Genomic DNA, 18,714 nt, shown 5'->3' with positions numbered 1-18,714 from the left:
TTGAATCGGCTTTTTCAGGAGAAAAGAGTATTTTTCAATACACTTTTTTATGAATGTAGACAGAATTCTTCCTACCCATCCTCCCCATCCCCCCCATCCTCCCCATCCTCCCCATCCTCCCCATCCTCCCCATCCTCCCCCTCCTCCCCATCCTCCCACAAGGGTTTCAAGAGTTCCTTATAAGGGATAGCTTATCAAGGGGGGTAGGGGGGATGCCCTCGGCATAAATGCCTTTTGCTATAAATAAATTTACAAACTCTATCTATAATTTGACTATACTTTTAGTAACTATAAATAGCAGGAGTTCTCAAATGAATCAAAGTTCTATAGTTAAGCCTACTAAAAATTATACCCAAGAATTGAATCCGACTTTGCAAGCTGTAATTGAAAGTTTGGATGTAGAGTTAGAAGCAGAACTAACAAGATATCGCAAGTATCGCAGACAAGTAGAAAAGTCGCCAGTTTCTCAAAAAAATAGTAATAAACAAATTTATAAAATACCCGAATTAATGTCTGTATTACCAGTGGATGACCAAATAGCATCCTCATTGCCTTTATCTGAAACAGAATCACCACTGGAAAACTCTAGAACATTTAATACTTCTGCCAAAGAAAGTTTACCATTGGCGATCGAGCCTCCCACACCAGCAGAACTTAGTATGGCCAAAAAAGGTGATGTAGAAAATCAAAATAGTGAAAAACAGACATCTCATAATGGTAATAATAGTTCTACAGCACCAGATAATTATCTTGAATCTTCAGAGAAACTTCTAGAGAGTTTAGACAAATTAAAATCAAATCGTCAGGAGCAATCTACTTACTTAGCAAGTTTGTTTACTCCTCTGGGAATAGCTTCAATGTTTTTATTCTTGATCTCTTGTACGACTTTGGGTTATGTTCTAATGAACCCGTCAGGTCTTAGTAATCTGGGTTTAGATCGTCTGTTAAAAGGTACTTCTGCTCAAAAAAATACTAATGATACTAATACTGATAGTATTCTAACTAGGAAGGAGCAGCCTTTACCGAAATCTCCTGACTTGACATCTCAAGAGTTTGTAGATTTAGATTTGAATACTCTAAGTAATATTAATCCTGAACCTAGTCAGTTCCCATCTCCTACTGGAAGAGTAAAACCTGTAGTTCCACCACAAATATCGGGAAGTGCTAATACTACTTCACAATCTACTAACCCAAGTACAAAACTGGATAATCTCAGCACTACTTTATTACCTCAATCTACCCAATCTTCTCCAACTCCATCTCCAATAGCTCAACCTTCCCCACAAACTTCTATTAGTTCAACAACAACTAGCCCTATAAAATCAGATGATGGTTGGTATTATGTAGTTGTGGATTATGTGAATGAAGAATCTTTGTCTAAAGCACAGCAAATAATTTCGGATGCTTATGTTCGTGAAGCGACTAATGGTAGCAAGATACAGATGGGAGCATTCTGGGAACCAGAAAGGGCAAAAATGTTTCTTCAAGAATTACGTCAAGAAGGAGTGGATGCCAAATATTACAAGTTGAAACCTGAGAATTATTAATTAGGAAACCATGCATACTAACCCGAATATAAATATTTTATGCTGAAGTAACAGTTAAAGTCTGTGGAGCGCACCTTTAAACTATTTGAGAAAATCTTCCTTGTGCAGGTGCTTCATTAATGGATAATGAATAATGGATAATGGATAATGGATAATGGATAATTACCTCTTTCTTTTAGGGAGAGGATTGACTAAAAGGAAAAAATTTATTTCTCTTTTGGGAGATTGGATATGATTAGATAACCTATCCATATATCGACGGCTTTTTCCTCTTTATTGAGGAAGATTTAAAGGTGAATTATTTAATTATTAATTAGGGTTTGCTGATTAAATATGAAAGCTTTTCAAAATAGAGCTGTTAGCCTTTTTAGGTACTCTCAAAAGTGCCAATTTTTAGATCTTGAAAGTTAAAAAAATTAGGATTTTAGGCTAACGCTAGGCCGAAAAATTAAGGGATGATTTTTCCAACGAGCTTCTCTATAACTCCCTCCAAATCTTGACTATTAACTACTCCCTACTCCCTACTCCCTGGCTTCACCATTAGACTTTTGCAGCAAGCCCTAATTATTAATTATTTGGTAATAAACAGAAACTGGAGGTCGTGAGATAACCAAAAAATCTGGTCAATTGCCTCCCCTTTTAACTATCCCTTATAAGGAACTCTTAAAATCTTTTTTTGAGAATAAGAAAGAAAGCAAAAAAAAATTGATTTAATGGCAAATAGATAACTTCTCTCTTTTTTCAAATTTTATGTTGAGAAAAATATTTATAAAGCATAGCTTTTTGAGGGGATGAAAAAAGTAAACTTTAGTATTTCAAGTTGAATGCTTCAGCTATAGGTATTGATAACTGATATAGCAGTCGAATATTGGGCGCGGACATTTATAAATCCTGTTTGCGCAGCATTCCGTAGGAAAACTCTTTGACAGTTTACTATTCCCTATTCCCTATTCCCTATTCCCTATTCCCTAGCGCTACGCGCTATAACTGAAATGACCGAATCTCTCGTTGTCCCACCATACACAACGTCGGGAAAATTTGAAAATAAAAAAATTATAATAAATATGGATAAATATGGAGAGTCTTTATGGAAATTTTTGACCGCCTTTGGCGAATAATTCGTGCTAATATAAAGAATTTGGTTTCTGGAGCTGAAGATCCAGAGAAGATTCTGGAACAGACACTAACAGATATGCAAAATGACCTGGTGAAATTACGCCAGGCAGTGGCACAAGCGATCGCTACTCAAAAACGCACAGAAAGACAATGTTACCAAACTCAATCCACTGCTAATGAATGGTATAGACGAGCACAGTTAGCTTTACAAAAAGGCCAAGAAAATTTGGCAAGGGAGGCTTTGACTAGACGCAATTCATATCAAGAAACAGCTAACCTGATGAAGGCTCAGGTGGAACAGCAAAAACAGGTGGTGGAAAAGCTAAAGCAAAATATGAGGCAGTTGGAGCATAAAATTAGTGAAGCAAAATTAAAAAAGAATATGTATATTGCCAGGGCACGTTCTGCTAGGGCTTCGGAAAAGCTGAATGAAATTTTAGGTTCGGTGAATACTGGCAATGCTATGAGTGCTTTTGAGCAAATGGAAGATAAAATAATGCAGCTTGAGGCTAAGTCTGAGGCGATGGCTGATTTGGGAATTGATAGTTTGGAGAAAAAGTTTACTTCTCTGGAAGGAGATAATGATATTGAGACTGAGTTGAAGGCGATGAAAGCTGAAATGTTGTCTGGAGATAGAAATTTTCAACCTCATCAAGATACTTCCGAGTTAAAAGAACTAGAAACTGGTAAATAATCTTAACTAGAAAATTTCTAGGACTAAAAATTGGGCTATATTTGGCCAGTTAACTTTCAATAGCTAAATAGTATGGCAATTGACATTCTCCCGACGTTGCTCTTATGAGACGCGGGACTCCCTTTTCTTGTCGGATTTATTTTGGTGTAACCCACATTCCGCACGTTAAGTTCTAGCATTGAAAGTAGTATAACACTAGGGAGATTGGTAAGTATTTATACTGAATAAATCATCTTCATTGACCTTTGTGTTGAGTCAAATTCTCAGTCAAATATTAAGCATAAATATTCAATGGAGTCAGATAATTATAGCAATGAGCGCTGGCGTATTTACATATTACTATTGTCTTTAAATGTGGTACAAATTTCTGCTAATATTACCAATACTTTCGCGCATACTACATTAGTAGTGATTTGTACCATGTAAACATACCAGCGCACCTTGCTATATCTACAATCATTCCCTACTAACTAGGGTTTGCTGAAAAAAGCAAAGTGTGGGGAGTGTGGGAAGTAGGAGAAATAATTTTTCCTTGATTTTTCTGCCTCGCTCTGCCCCAAAGTCCTCACTTTATGCAGCTCTTTTAACCTAAAAACTGATACTTTTTCACGACTTAAAATCGCTAAAACCTTTATATATAAATGCTTTGATATTTAATCAGCAAGCCCTAACTACTGACTACTGACTAATGACTAATGACTAAGGATACTACATTTTGAAGTGCTGAATGTAGAATGTAATGTATACTAGGGCAATTTGAGAATTCCTGAGATACACATTTTGGATTTTTAAGGAGTAGGGATCAGTTAAATTGGATATTATAGCTATAGGGGAAATATCCCTAATCAACTAATCAAAAAATTGGCCCAAAGTAGCTAGTATCTATCAGTAGAAACTTGGAGCCAACTTAAGCAAATGGTCAATTAGAAGGAAAGATAAAATTATGGGATTATTTGATCGGATTAGTCGCCTCGTTAGAGCTAATGTTAATGACATGGTAAGTAACGCTGAAGATCCTGAGAAGGTTCTAGAACAGTCTATTATTGATATGCAAGAAGATTTAGTTCAGTTGCGTCAGGCAGTTGCTAGCGCTATTGCTACTCAGAAACGTAGTCAACAACAGTATAATCAAGCTGAATCTCAAGCTAATCAATGGTATTCTCGGGCACAGTTAGCTCTGCAAAAAGGAGATGAAAATTTGGCCAGGGAAGCTCTACAGCGTAAGAAGACTTATTCTGAGACAGCAAATACAGTAAAAGTATCTTTGGATAGTCAAACAGCTCAGGTGGAAACTCTTAAGCGCAACTTGACAGCTTTGGAAGGTAAGATTTCTGAGGCTAAGGCTAAAAAAGATATGCTAAAAGCCAGAATGACTGCGGCTAAAACTCAGGAACAACTTAACAATACAATGGGTTCTCTGAATACTAGCGGAGCAATGGCAGCTTTTGATCGGATGGAAGAAAAGGTTTTGCAAATGGAGGCTCGTTCTCAAGCTACAGCAGAGTTAGCAGGTGGTAGTGGTTTGGAAGAGGATTTCCGAAAGTTGGAAGCTAGTAGTGGTGTTGATGATGAGTTGGCAGCGATGAAGGCAAAACTTACAGGGGGTTCAGTAGGTCAGAGTCAACTACCAGCTTCTAATCAAGGTTCAGCAGAAAAATCGGAGGTTGATGCTGAACTGGATGATTTGCGCAAACAACTTGACAAAATGTAAACTTTGTTTTATATAAATTTTGATCTTTCAGCAAGATTTTTAGCTTTGATAGATATTTAGTTTTCTTTTGGAGAAATCCCACGTCTGTTTGGCTGGGCGATATGAAAAGTACAGCATAAGCAAGAGGTAAATAGCTTCAACGTGGGATTAATTCTGGTCTTAATTTCGATCTATCTAGGTTTTCTATGTACTTTTTTAATATCATTTTCCCTTGAATGCTTATAAATAATTAAGCAGGTGTATCTACAAAAATATAAAATCAATAGGTGGATGTCAGGTGATGTCAGAGAAATTGTTTAATCTTTGCTTTTTATTGGCTCTTCCTTGTTCACTTTCAACAATTATAATCTAATTGAATTTGACTTACTTCAGGTAATAGGATAGTACGGAAAGTAGCAATAATTGTTCTGAAGATTGAACAGAAGGTTTTTGAGAAATGACTATTTTATATAACATAATATCTAGTTAAACTTATAAACTTATACAGCTAGCGATGAAATAATAACTATTTTAGAGGAATAATTTTTATTGTAAGTTTGACTCAACTACAAAGCTAACTCAACTCCTATTTTTCCACTGGAAACACTTTTCACAGACTTAACTAAATTTAGCTGATTATCCTCAAGTTAAATCAGCTAAAAGTAATTATATAATTTACTTAATAATATCTATGTAACCTTGAATTGAAGTAGCACTTAAGAATATCATTGTTTGGCAATTATTGTCGTATGATGAGATTCTAAGACCCACTAGAACACTTGTACCAGGGGCTTGTTTAAATAAGCATGGAGGACAATTACTAATAATTCGATTATTTAAAGCTGATAGGTAGTTGAACTAATTTATACTCGGAAATGATTTATAAGACTAGGATACTTGATGCTGTGAATAGGTTTTTATATATAATTACTGATTGCTATAGCGTTTTTATTTGAGATGCGGAAACAGAGTGCTATTAAAAAGGTATGGGGGTTTGGGGAACTCTTGTAATGATAAAGAAGATAAAACGGCATTAAATACTGAAAAAGGTAAGGGAATAGGTACTCGTTCGGTACGCTTTTTTATTAGAAAAAATCTGAATCTAGATTTACATCTCATTTGAAAACACTATACTATATATGATTAAAGAATTGTTATTAACTGTCTTAATTAATCAAAAATATTTGTTAAGTTAACTATGTCTAAATTACGCTGGCTGCTCCTCAGTTCTTCCGCCTCTGGATTTGGTCTTTGTTCGGTTTTATTTGCTATCTTTACATTATTCAAAGAATTAAGTGTTAAAAACGTTTTAATATTAATTTTAGTGCTAATCATTTTGATGTGTAATTTAGTATTTACAGCTCATTATTTTTCTCTTATTTCTCGGGAACTATACATTAGAAATAAAATGCAATCCCAAATGAAAATGAGGGCAAAACCTACTAGATATCGATACTAAATTTTGAGCAAATCATTTAATATAACAGTTTGAGACAGGATATTTATCAAACTTATCATCATTTAAAAGACTTTTTGTCAATTCATAAAATTGATAAGGAATATAGGATAGGAGTTCAACAATTAATAATTAATAATTACCTCTTCTGTAATAGAAGGATTGACCAAAAGAATTTTTTTTCTTATCTTCGGGAGATTGGATATGGTTAGGTAACCCATCCATCCAAAGACCGCTTTTTCTCCATAAATAAATGGAGAGGCTTTATACCTTAATTTTTCGGTAAATTTGTTGCCGTTTTTCTTGAAAATAGGTTACAAATTAAATTTATTGATACTTCGCTAATTACTCAAAATGCTTGATTTTCTCAACCCTATTCTCGGTCGTCATCCAGAACGTATGAAAGCAAAGGTCGAAATTTATACTTGGCAAACTTGCCCGTATTGTATTAGAGCAAAACTTTTGCTTTGGTGGAAAGGTGTAAACTACACGGAATATAAAATAGATGGCAATGAAAGTGCAAGAAATAGTATGACTGAACGTGCCAATGGAAGTCGTACTGTGCCACAGATTTTTATTAATGATCGACATATTGGTGGCTGTGATGATATATATACTTTGGATAGCAAAGGTCAATTAGAACCTTTATTGATTGACAGACTCCCAAACTAAATCAAAGATTTATAGTGTGGGATTCTTAGCAAAATGGAAAAATTGACGGGTAGTATCGGTATAATTCATGTCTTGTAGGGGTTGATTCACCAAACCCAAACTCTACTTGAGATTTTTGCCTCTTAAATGATGAAGTAAACAGATTTGATCCAATAAGTCGATATTCTAGGAATGAACAACATGAATACCCTTATTGATGATAGGAATTATATTATTCTGAAGCCAACGGATTTGATCTGGTTATATCAAATACTTTGAAAACTTTTTCCTTTTTTTCCCTCTTTTTTAATGCTCAAATGAGAAAAAATCGCCTGCAAATTTATCTAAATTATCTAACCGCCATCTAGCATCAAATTGGCGGTTTGTTTGTAATTCTAAAATTCTTATTCCACTACTTGGTAAAGGATTTAAAAGTTGTTGTAATTCCTTCCAGAAATATATGTTTTGATGTTCTACACCATAAGTTTTACATAAATCAGCAAAATTAATATCTTGGGGAGTAGCAAAAAATTCTGTAAAAGGTGGTTCAAATTTAGCTATGGGCAACATTTCAAAAATTCCACCTCCCTGATTATTAATCAAAATAATAGTTAAATGACCGACTAATTTATTTCTCAGTAAAAAACCATTAGTGTCATGTAAAAGTGCTAAATCTCCTGTTAACATGACACTGCTTTGATGACGATGGGCAATACCTAAAGCTGTTGATAAAGTACCGTCTATTCCGTTTGCACCTCGATTGAAAAATGGCTGAATTTGGGAATTATTAGGAACCCAGAAAAATTCTACATCTCTAACTGGCATACTATTAGCAATAAATATTGGTGTAGTTTTGGGTAATGTCTGAGATATTAACCAAGAAATTTTTGGTTCCAATATCTGATTGATTGTTGCCATTTTTTTGTCAATATTTTCTCTGACTTTTGCTTCAGCTTTACACCACAAATTTAAGTAATTTTTATCATAGTTATTCAAGATAATTTCAGGAGTCAAAATTTTGGCTAGTTGTTCTACTGAGATTCGTAAGTGAGTTGTTTTGCCATGAAGCGGATCGAAGTTATGGTCACTTTTGTCAATAATTAATTTGTGGGAATTAGTTTTATCTAACCAACTTCTTAGTTGTTTACTTGTTGGTAGTTCACCAATTTGTAAGATTATTTTGGGAACAAGTTTTTGTGCTAAATTTTGATTTCTTAAAATTAAATCATAAGTGCTAATTAAATAAGGATTTAACTGAGAATAGTTTCTTAGAGGTGATAAACCTTCAGCTAAAACAGGGAAGTTTAAAGTTTGGGAAATTTGAGCGATCGCCTGACAATATTCTTGAGGTTTTTCTGGTTGTGCTAAACCTCCAATTATGATGCCTTGCTGAGATTTAAGTTGATTTTTTAAGAGTGCTATTAAGTCATAATTTGGCAAATATTCTGTTCTAAAAATTGGCTGTACAGTAGCAAAAAAGTTTTGGGGAAATTTTGATTCTAAGGCGATCGCTTCTGGTTGGGTTATGGGTGGTAAAGGGTCTCGAAATGGAATATTAAAATGCACAACTCCAGGTGTAGGAAAAATAGTTTTTTCCCAACCATAAATAACTGTTTGTCTCAAATATTCGAGTCTTTTTATTTCTATTGAAGGTAAACTTAGTTCAATTTGCCAGTTAGGATAATTACCATATAATTTTACTTGATCTATGGTTTGACCAGCATGACAATTTCGTAATTCTGGGGGTCGGTCTGCAGTTAGAACTAATAGTGGGATGCGACTTTCTTTTGCTTCTATTATAGCTGGATAAAAATTAGCTGCGGCGGTACCAGATGTGCAAACTATAACGACTGGTTGATAATTTTTTTTTGCTATTCCTAGGGCAAAAAATGCTGCCGAACGTTCATCAAGAATCGGAATAGTTTCGATTTTAGGATGGGTAGCGAAGGCGAACGTTAGAGGTGTGGAACGAGAACCAGGACTGATAATTGCTGTAGTTAATCCTAGATATTTTAATGTTTCTACTAAAATGGATGCCCATATTGTATTGATATTTCTAAAATCAATTGACATTGTTGAGTTTTGAGTCTTGAATAGTAATATGTCAAGGCGAAAAGGTCTAACACGGAAAAAGTTCGGGAGTAAGGTCACGCCCCGTCTTTTATGCATCGGGGCGGAAAAACGACTCTGGTACTTTAGTCATTGTGATTTGCTATAATAAGGAGAAAGGTAATACCTTGCGCGTGGACACGACCCTAGTTAAGGAGAAATACCCGCCCTTATCGGACTGTAAAAAGTCGGGATCCTCGGAGGGCAACTAATTGCAGGGCGTTGAGTGTATAGAAGCTTATTGGTAATACCCAGAAGGAAAAAAACAAGTAGAAGTAAAGCAAAAGCAACAGGGTAGAGGGTCAGTGGCAGAAGTGCCAATTGATGCGACCCTTTCAGGTGTTACCTGAAGAATCTGCGTCTATGCGCGAGCGCAGAGTGTCAAAGTCTTGAATGACTGAAACGAAAAATATAATATTAGTTATTAATCTTCTGCTTTCTATTATCTCTAACTATTTTTTTCCTAAACTTGAATTTTTGGCTTTTTCTTTTTAGTTTTAATCTTTTTGCTTTTTGACCTCTGTTGCACTACTTCTGGTGGCGGGCCATAATCTCCATCAGAAAAATATTGTCGCTCTATTATATGTTCGGGTTCTACTTCAATCCATAGACGAGCACCTCCAGCTTGACTTTTGTTTGGTTGATGGGGTTGATAAACTATTTGGCAAGGTCCTTTTATTTTCAGAGCGTGACAATAATCTTTTTTATCTCCGACTTTTACAGCAAGTGCGGGATGAGCAGTACCATTATCTCGGTTGTCATCTATAGTCTTTCGCAGAACATGAATAAAAGTATTGCCTGTACGTTGATTTTTATTCCAAGTTCCTTCAGGGCCACGACTACCTGGTATAATGTCCGGCATTCCTCGATGATTTAGGGGAATCATCCATAAATTTTTAACTTTATAGGCATCTTTGACTCGGCCTTGATTAAGCAGCGTTCGTAATCTACCTGTTGAGATATTGAGTAGAAATGCTGCTTGTGTTGTGCGTACTGATGAAGTAGTCATAACTAAGACGTCTTAGTTTTAAGTTATATTTTAATTATATAAATATAATATGATAAAACTCATTTCTTTAAATAATTTTTAATTTATCAAGAGAAATACTAGAGATAAGGCTACTTTATAGCAGTCGCCTTATGGTTTAAGACATAAGCTATCATAAATAAAGTAATATAATCAAGCGATCGCTCTTATAAAAATGCCAAAACCTTATGGCTATGACTTAAAAGGAAAAGTTGTGGATGCTATTGAATTAGATGGTATGAAAAAAACTGTGTATCAGTAAAGTATTTAATATTAGTATAAATACCATTTATCTGTGGTTAAAAAGAAAAAATAAACAGGAGATATCAAAATCAAAAATGACAGGAAAAGAGGTGTAAAACTGAAAATACAAGAGTTTGAGAAATTCCCACAATTTGTCAAGACAAATGGGGATAATACTCAAGAACAAATGTCGATTTTGTAGGCTGAAAAAGTTAGTTCCTGAACCATAAGTAGAACTATCAAAAAAATAGGTTTTACCCGAAAAAAATTTATGGTCTCCTAGAAACAGATGAATTCAAACGACTTGAATTTTAGAAAAAATTAGCACAACAACCAAAATAAAATTTAGTGTATATAGATTAATCAGGAAGGGATGAAAGAGAACAATATAAGTATGGTGGGAATGAATTTGGAGAAAGATACCTGAGTCGAAAAACAGGAATTAGACATAGAATTACAAATATAATAGCTGCTTATAATCAAGAGCAATTACAAGTAAAATTTACCAAATAATTAATAATTATTTAGCTTAAAAGCCTCCCCAATAAAGGGGAAAAAAGTGCTAGGATATTCCCTGATATTCAATTCCGTTACGGTTTTAACCCAGGGCTATTTCATTCTAAAACTGTGCCATTTTATGTATTGACGAAACCACGTTATTTCAAGCGTGAATAAATTTATATTTCCCTGTCTAAAAATCAATAAATTCATTGCTAAAATATAGAATGAAATGACCCTGGTTTTAACCAGAGGTAATTATCCATTAATGAAAAGGATGCAATCGAAAATCCTTTGACGCTACAATTTTTTTCAGGAGCTTAAGACAATAAAAATGCTTGTAATTCTGTATCGTCCAAGTTTTTAGAGATATCTTCAGGGGTTATATACAGTAGCTGAAAAAGTCAGCATAAAAGGTAGAACAATTGCAGAAAAACTAAGAGACACCCATACCCGACTATCTCCTCTATAATTGCCATTTCTCCTAACTACTCCTTACTTTCTACAAAGAGTAAAAAGACTTTTTCAGTAAACCCTAATTATTAATTGTTAATTGTTAATTATTAATTTCAAACTAAAGCTTTCAATAACGTCTGAAGTTTGAGCTGAACTTCTGCCAATTCTTTATCTGGTTCAGAACCAATAACTATACCTGCACCAGCATAAAGTGTGGCATGATTTCCATCAATTAAAGCTGACCTAATACCTACAGCAAATTCTCCATTTCCTTGATGATCTATCCAACCAATCGGTGCTGCATAAAGTGAGCGATCAAAAGTTTCAAAATGCTGTATTTTTTGTTGAGCAATATTTCTAGGAAATCCTGCTACTGCTGGTGTGGGATGGAGTTCTGCTAATATTTCTAATAAATGAATATTTTGGGAAATTTCTGCTGTAATTGGCGTCCATAAATGTTGAATATTTGACAATTGTAGTAGGTGGGGTTGAGATGAATAATTGGGTTTTAATCCTAAATCTTGTAGACGTTTAATAATAAAATCTATGACAAATTGATGTTCTCGTAAATCTTTTTCACTACACAATAAACTATTGGCTAGTTTGGCATCTTGATTTGGGGTTTTACCTCTAGGTGCGGAACCGGCTAAAGCATCTGTAATTAATTGATTATTGTTGATACTTATTAAGCGTTCTGGACTTGCACATATAAAATTCTGACCTTTGCCATTACTGATAGAAAGTACATAACAGTCTGGGTAAATGAATCGTAAGTTATTTAAGGATTTGATTAAGTTGAAATTAGTTTGAGAATATATATCTATAGCATGAGCTAAAACAATTTTTCTTAAAGAATTTGAGTTGATTAGGTTTAGAGCTGAAGCAACTGATTTTTTAAACTCTTGTAAATGATTGACGTTGATTTTCCGAAATTTTTTATAGGGTTTGGTTAAAGTTGATAAATTAGCATGGTTTATCTGAGTGATTTGCTGGAATTTATCCCAAATTTTCTGGGCAAGATTTTCAATATTAATAGAATTGCTGATAACTGTATTAATCACAAATATATTGTGGTTATTTGTCTGAGCTATTTGCCAGCATGGTAGAAATATTGTTGCTGAAGGAAAGTGAGGATTTATCAATAATTTTTGTTGGGAATTACCATTTTGATGCAGGTTGTTTAAATTGGCTTGAGTATGTTTTTCAAAGAATGTAAAACTACAAAAAAAGTGGGGACCTGAAAATGGTAAATGTGTCGCACCTACAGAAATTGTTTGATTTAAACTTGATTGAATAAAAGATTGAGCTTGTGCAAAACGATTCCCACTTTTAAAGGTCGAGTAGATAGCAGCGTCAATGGCAGCGATCGCCAAGTTATTTTTGTGGATATTTGTTTCTTCAATGGCTTGTTTTTCTAAGTAAAAATGTAGTTGATGTGGTTCACAAATTTCTTCCAATACTGCTAGGGTATCTACTGGTAATATTTCCAGAGAAATACTAATTATTTTTGTCTGCATCTTGTCTGTTAATGTCTGTTGACAGTTGAACAGAAATTGATGCAGTTCTTGGCAGGTTTGAAACAGATTAACAGAAGTTGGTATTACAGGCATGAAAATAAGAATAGCAAATTTTCACTGAATCAGAGATAGCAATCGGTGGGGCTTTCCAATTCCTGACAGTGGCCAAATTTATCCCCTAGCATTAATTAATATTAGACTTTTTTTACCGAAAAATTAAGGTTTAAAGCCTCTCCTTTCAAGGGGATGAAAAAAATTTCAATTCAGTATTTCAAGCCTATGGCAACAGCTGCGAGGTACTGATAGCTGTTAACGTTAGCAAAGCTACTCTGCAAGAGGAAGTTCCTCTATGCATAGGAAGCTCCTCTATGCATAGAGGAACTTCCTCTATGCATAGGCTAACTGTTAACGCAGTTCTGACCATAGGAGGCTAACTGATAACTGAAATAACCTCCCTTTTGTGACGATAGGGGATAGGGGATTATTCAGGCAAGTCGAAAGCCTAAATCAAGGCTAATGTAAAGGAAAAATAAATTACGTTATTTTTTGTTAAGATTTTGCTCTGACTGGGAAATTAAAGTGGTAAGAGATTAAAATTTGTTGTCAGTAAAAAATATCTCTGGATAAGTATTCAGCCGTCATCTTTTAGTTTTCAGCTAGATTATAATTACTCAGACTTATTTTAAAAGAAGAAGTTATTATTGATATATTTTAGATGATTTATATCATAAATAAATAACTCTTCAGTTAATATAAGTTTATAGACTTCACTATAACAAGTAACTTATATAAATATTGGTTAAAATCAAGCATCAATTTGATAATTAATATGACAGTTAAAATAGCAAATAAATCCGATAAAAAATTATGGCTGGCTGCCATTAAACTACCTATGTATAGTGTAGCAATTATGCCGATATGGGTAGGAACAGCAATAGCTGTCTGGGAAAAAAATGCGATTGATTGGTATATTTTTTTAACGTTTATCACATCGGCAATTTTAATTTTGGCTTGGGAGAATATTACTAATGATGTATTTGACTCGGAAACAGGTATTGATAAAAATAAACACCATTCTTTGGTGAACTTAACCGGGAATAAAGACTTAATTTTTTGGCTAGGTAATTTATGTTTATTTTTGGGGATTTTGGGAATTGTAATGATTAGCTGGTGGTTGCAAGATTTGACTGTAATTGGATTAATATTGTTGTGTTGTTTTTTAGGATATGTTTATCAGGGTCCTCCGTTTAGATTAGGGTATCAAGGTTTAGGAGAGATTCTCTGCTTTTTTGCCTTCGGTCCCTTGGCAATTTCTGCTGCTTACTATAGTCAAACTCAAGATTGGTCAATTAACAGTTTAACTGCATCAATAATTATTGGAATTACTACTACTATTATTCTCTTTTGTTCTCATTTTCATCAGGTAAAAGATGATTTAGCAGCAGGAAAGCGATCGCCTATTGTGAGAATGGGAACTAAAGCAGGTTCTCAAGTTTTAAATTGGTATTGCGGGATTGTTTTTGTACTAATTTCTATCTGTGGAAGTTTAGGATTTTTCCCAGTTTGGACTCTATTAAGTTTTGCAAGTTTGCCTTTTGCTATTTATTTATGTCGTCACGTTAGTAATTATCACGACCAACCAGAAAAAGTTAGTAACTGTAAATTTATTGCAGTTTATCTACATTTTTTTAGTGGATTACTATTTGGTTTAGGATTTGTTATCTGAATTGAAGAATATTCAGGATAACTAAAGTAAGCATTGAGCTGATAGCTATAGTCATTTTAGTTAAGTTTGAAACGAAGGTTTCTTGCTGTTAAAGGGTTTCAGCTAAAAAACTGTTTCATTCTTATTTGAAGTGACTATAAATGCTTAAATTCATAAATGAATGCCCTAAATTTATTTACAGGGTTTTTCACCTTGGTTCTTCCAATATAGTGTTTTTCAAGTTAGTGAAGTAGAGTTATTTTTCTGATTTTCTATTTCCTGCTTACCGAATTACTATTCTGTAGGGACGTTGCATGCTAACATCCCTAGCTAATTCCTAAAATCAAGGAATTTTCTATTTTACGCTTTTTGGGAATTGCTACATAGCAATCTTAAATTGATGGTGGTAATTTTTATAACAGTTGAACCTATCCCACTAATAACATTTTTGCTCAAAAGCCCAAATATTCTTAAAGATAAAAAGGAAAAATCTAGCTTTTCAGGAAAATTTCACTTAAGTAAATAAGCATTTTTATGTGGGGTGGGATAGGTTAGTTAATTTGAACTGAAAAGCTTTAAAATTAAGGCTCCTGACTTTTGTACGGGCGATTCGTTCTTCGCCCCTACGACCAAAATATTACAACTTAAATAGGATTGCTATAATATTAGGATTGCTATAATATGTTATGGTTTGTCAAGTACAACAGTCTATAATTTAGAGGCTAGCTTTGTAATACCAAATATAACAATTTGTCAAAAGGAACATTAAAAGGATGGTTAATAAAATTCAAAAAAGTGAAAAAGAGTGGAAAGAACAACTCACACCAGAACAGTTTAATGTAACCAGAAAAAAGGGAACTGAAAGACCATTCACAGGGGAATATTACAACAATAAAGAAAAAGGAATATATAAATGTATTTGTTGTGGTACAGACCTATTTAGTTCAGAAGAAAAATACGATTCTGGCACAGGTTGGCCTAGTTATTGGGCACCTATTAATCAAGAAAATATCAAAGAAGAAGCAGATTGGAGTTTGTTTATGCGGAGAACAGAAATTCTCTGCAATAATTGTGGTGCTCATCTTGGTCATGTTTTTCCAGATGGTCCTGCTCCAACAGGGTTGCGTTATTGTTTGAATTCTGCTGCGCTGAAGTTTGTTAAAGCTGAATAAATAATAGATAATAGATAATGGATAATTGATAATGGATAATTAAAGATAGTTTTCATTATCAATTATTCTTTGAAAAGGAGAATTTTTCAACCTAATTATCCATTATATTAAGTTACTTTTTCAGAATTATCGATTGATGGTTGATGGAAAAATTTATCAATTTAATTACTTTTTAACTGAAAAAAACAAGAAACAAATTATTTTATTACTACATGGATTTATGGGGAGTAGTGATGATTTTATAGAAGTAATTCCTCAGTTATCTAAAAAATTTTGTTGTCTAACAGTTGACTTACCAGGGCATGGAAAAACTAGAGTTTTTGGCAGTGAAGAATATTACAATATGCCCAATACTGCCATAGCATTGATTGGTTTATTAGACGATTTAAAGATTGAAAAGTGTTATTTATTTGGCTATTCAATGGGTGGAAGATTGGCATTATATCTGGCAATAAATTTTCCTACTCGGTTCGAGAAAATAATATTGGAGTCAGCATCTGCAGGGTTAAAAAGCAAAGTAGAGCGATCGCTTCGTTATGAGTCAGATTTAAAATTAGTTGATAAGTTGGAAAATAGTAACTATGAAGAGTTTTTATCGAACTGGTATAGTCAAGCATTGTTTAAATCTTTAAAAGAGCATAATAATTTTGATAAAGTTAGAAAAAGGCGGTTGGAGAATAATCCATTGGAATTAGCAAAATCTCTCCGAAATTTAGGAATAGGTAATCAACCTTCACTTTGGGGTAAATTATTAAATCATCAGATTCCTACATTATTAATGGTGGGAGAATATGATCATAAATTTCAAGCTATTAATACTGAAATGGCAGAATTATGTCAGGTTGCTAAAGTGAAAATAATTCCTGAATCTGGTCATAATATTCACTGGGAAAATCCTAGAGAATGGGTTGAAAGTATAATAAATTTTTGGAAAAAATGAAGAGAGAATAGGGTATAAAGCTACTCTTGTCATCAGTCTTAAAAGCTTTTTTTAAGAGGGAGTTAGGAAGTAATTCATTAATGGATAATGGATAATTACCTCTCCCTTTTAGGGAGAGGATTGACTAAAAGGAAAATTTTTTTTCCCCTATCCAAGGGGAGGCTAACAAAGCTGAATTATTTAATTATTAATTGTTAATAATTAATAATTACTTTTTCTTTTTAAGAAGAGGATTACTTAAAAAGATTTTTTTTCTTCTCAAGCAGAGATTGGATATGGTTATACCATTTCGACCTGATGTTGCGCTTAATAAAAGATAAAAGCTATTAGTAAAATTAAGGTCTGGGTAAGAATTATTAAGCGCATTGTTACAGAGAAATGGTATTAGGTAACCTATCCATCCCATCCTACGGACTGCTCCACAAACGACCGCTTTTTCATCCCCTTGAAAGGGGAGATTTGAGATATTATTTTTTGGTCAAAGTATTCATCTTCCTAAAGTTATGGTGAATTTCTTGGCGATAAATAATTGTTTTTTCACAATTTCCTTATTCCCTATTCCCAGTTAAGTATTTTCTATCTTCTTTTTTATATTTCCTGATACATTCAATCTCTTAAAGGATTTTTTCCTTATTTATTTAGTATCTCTCACCTTAAAACTTTATCTCACTATTAATCGAAGAGGTAAGGGGTGAATTTTTTGAAAAAAAATATTATCAAAAAATTATGCAATAGAAATCATGCGCTACAAACTAGAATTTTCCCCCTACAAACGAAACTTCAAACAACCTCTCAAAACCAGTCATGGTATCTGGAATATTAGAGAAGGAATTATTCTACAACTAACCAGTAAAACTGGAGAAACAGGTTTAGGTGAAATTGCACCTTTAAGTTGGTTTGGTTCGGAAACTTTGTCGGAAGCTTTAGATTTTTGTCACCAATTGCCAAAAGAAATTACAACAGAAACAATTTTTTCTATTCCGGATAATTTACCTACTTCTAAATTTGGCTTTGAATCAGCTTGGGAAAATGTTAAACAAGTAGAAATAGAGGATAAAGAAGAATTAAAAAAACCTAATTTTTACAGTGCTTTATTACCAGGGGGAAAAGCAGCTTTAGAAATTTGGGAGCATCTTTGGGAAAAAGGATCTCGTACTTTCAAATGGAAAATTGGAGTTGATAAAATTAAAACAGAACTAGAAATATTTCAGCAGTTAGTCAAAGAACTGCCTAGGGAAATAAATCTGAGATTGGATGCTAATGGAGGATTAAATTTTGAGGAAGCAAAGCAATGGTTAGAAATCTGCGAAAATCTCAACATAATTGAATTTATTGAACAACCTTTACCTGTGGATAAATTTTCAGAAATGTTGGAATTAAGTAATTCCTACTCTACCCCTATTGCCTTAGATGAATCTGTTGCCAACCTCAGCAAAATGCAACAATATTATCAAAAGGGTTGGCAAGGAATCTTTGTGATAAAACCTTCTATTTTTGGTTCGCCTGCGGAACTCCGTAACTTTTGCCAAAGTTATTTTATTGATGCAGTTTTTTCTTCAGTATTTGAAACAAAAATTGGCAGAAAAGCAGCACTTAAACTTGCTACAGAATTACAAGCAAATTTAATAAAAAATCGTGCTTTTGGTTTTGGTGTTACCTACTTTTTTGATGAAGATAGGGTATACACGGATTTTGCCACTAATACACATATGAATATAGATACCTTTCTGGTTTGAGAGAAAATTCAGGCAGAAGTAGAAATTTTCAGTCTGGCATCTGGGGTAGCGAGTCGAACTTTATCTATATAGTTATGGCAGATGAAATATTTGGCGACTCTGGAAAATTTTGCCGAGAAAATCTTCTCTGATTTGAGAGAAAATTCAGGCAGAAGTA

At 33.7% G+C, this 18,714-nt stretch carries 11 protein-coding genes; 8 read left to right on the top strand and 3 right to left on the bottom strand.

The annotated features are described in order from the left end of the window. Positions 1-311: 311 nt before the first annotated feature. The 4 genes from F6K40_RS29790 (at position 312) to grxC (ending at position 7,175) form a co-directional block, all read left to right on the top strand. Positions 312-1,547, top strand: coding sequence for a hypothetical protein (locus F6K40_RS29790; RefSeq protein ID WP_293141104.1), 1,236 nt, complete (start codon positions 312-314; stop codon positions 1,545-1,547). A 1,087-nt stretch (positions 1,548-2,634) separates the two neighbouring features. Beyond that, positions 2,635-3,357, top strand: a complete 723-nt coding sequence (locus F6K40_RS29785; protein WP_293141102.1) for a PspA/IM30 family protein — start codon at positions 2,635-2,637, stop codon at positions 3,355-3,357. Between the two features lie 943 nt (positions 3,358-4,300). Then, the gene (locus tag F6K40_RS29780; protein WP_293141100.1) at positions 4,301-5,068 is read left to right on the top strand and encodes a PspA/IM30 family protein; all 768 of its coding nucleotides are present in this window, start codon (positions 4,301-4,303) and stop codon (positions 5,066-5,068) included. Between the two features lie 1,789 nt (positions 5,069-6,857). Then, positions 6,858-7,175, top strand: coding sequence for a glutaredoxin 3 (gene grxC, locus F6K40_RS29775; protein WP_293141098.1), 318 nt, complete (start codon positions 6,858-6,860; stop codon positions 7,173-7,175). A 285-nt stretch (positions 7,176-7,460) separates the two neighbouring features. Here grxC and menD read toward each other — a convergent pair whose 3' ends face one another. The 3 genes from menD to F6K40_RS29760 all read right to left on the bottom strand — a co-directional run bounded on the left by menD (position 7,461) and on the right by F6K40_RS29760 (position 13,097). After that, the gene (gene menD / locus F6K40_RS29770; protein WP_293141097.1) at positions 7,461-9,227 is read right to left on the bottom strand and encodes a 2-succinyl-5-enolpyruvyl-6-hydroxy-3-cyclohexene-1-carboxylic-acid synthase; all 1,767 of its coding nucleotides are present in this window, start codon (positions 9,225-9,227) and stop codon (positions 7,461-7,463) included. Positions 9,228-9,726: 499 nt separating this feature from the next. Continuing rightward, positions 9,727-10,272 (bottom strand): DNA-binding protein, encoded by a 546-nt coding sequence (locus F6K40_RS29765; RefSeq protein WP_293141095.1) that lies wholly within the window; start codon positions 10,270-10,272, stop codon positions 9,727-9,729. Positions 10,273-11,600: 1,328 nt separating this feature from the next. After that, positions 11,601-13,097, bottom strand: a complete 1,497-nt coding sequence (locus tag F6K40_RS29760) for an isochorismate synthase (RefSeq protein WP_293141093.1) — start codon at positions 13,095-13,097, stop codon at positions 11,601-11,603. Between the two features lie 736 nt (positions 13,098-13,833). On the opposite strand from F6K40_RS29760, the gene menA reads away from it, so the two are divergent. From menA to F6K40_RS29740, 4 genes are all read left to right on the top strand, one after another. Then, positions 13,834-14,730: a 2-carboxy-1,4-naphthoquinone phytyltransferase gene (gene menA, locus F6K40_RS29755; RefSeq protein WP_293141091.1), complete on the top strand. Its 897-nt coding sequence runs from the start codon at positions 13,834-13,836 to the stop codon at positions 14,728-14,730. A gap of 752 nt (positions 14,731-15,482) precedes the next feature. Next, positions 15,483-15,881, top strand: a complete 399-nt coding sequence (gene msrB, locus F6K40_RS29750) for a peptide-methionine (R)-S-oxide reductase MsrB (RefSeq protein WP_293141089.1) — start codon at positions 15,483-15,485, stop codon at positions 15,879-15,881. A gap of 136 nt (positions 15,882-16,017) precedes the next feature. Then, positions 16,018-16,821 (top strand): 2-succinyl-6-hydroxy-2,4-cyclohexadiene-1-carboxylate synthase, encoded by an 804-nt coding sequence (menH, locus tag F6K40_RS29745; protein WP_293141087.1) that lies wholly within the window; start codon positions 16,018-16,020, stop codon positions 16,819-16,821. A 740-nt stretch (positions 16,822-17,561) separates the two neighbouring features. Next, positions 17,562-18,557: an o-succinylbenzoate synthase gene (locus F6K40_RS29740; RefSeq protein ID WP_293141085.1), complete on the top strand. Its 996-nt coding sequence runs from the start codon at positions 17,562-17,564 to the stop codon at positions 18,555-18,557. Positions 18,558-18,714: the final 157 nt, after the last annotated feature.

Origin of the sequence: Okeania sp. SIO3I5 (assembly GCF_010672085.1) — a bacterium.
Lineage (GTDB): Bacteria > Cyanobacteriota > Cyanobacteriia > Cyanobacteriales > Microcoleaceae > Trichodesmium.
Note: the sequence above shows the minus strand (reverse complement) of the source record. Positions and strands in the feature narration are given on the sequence as shown.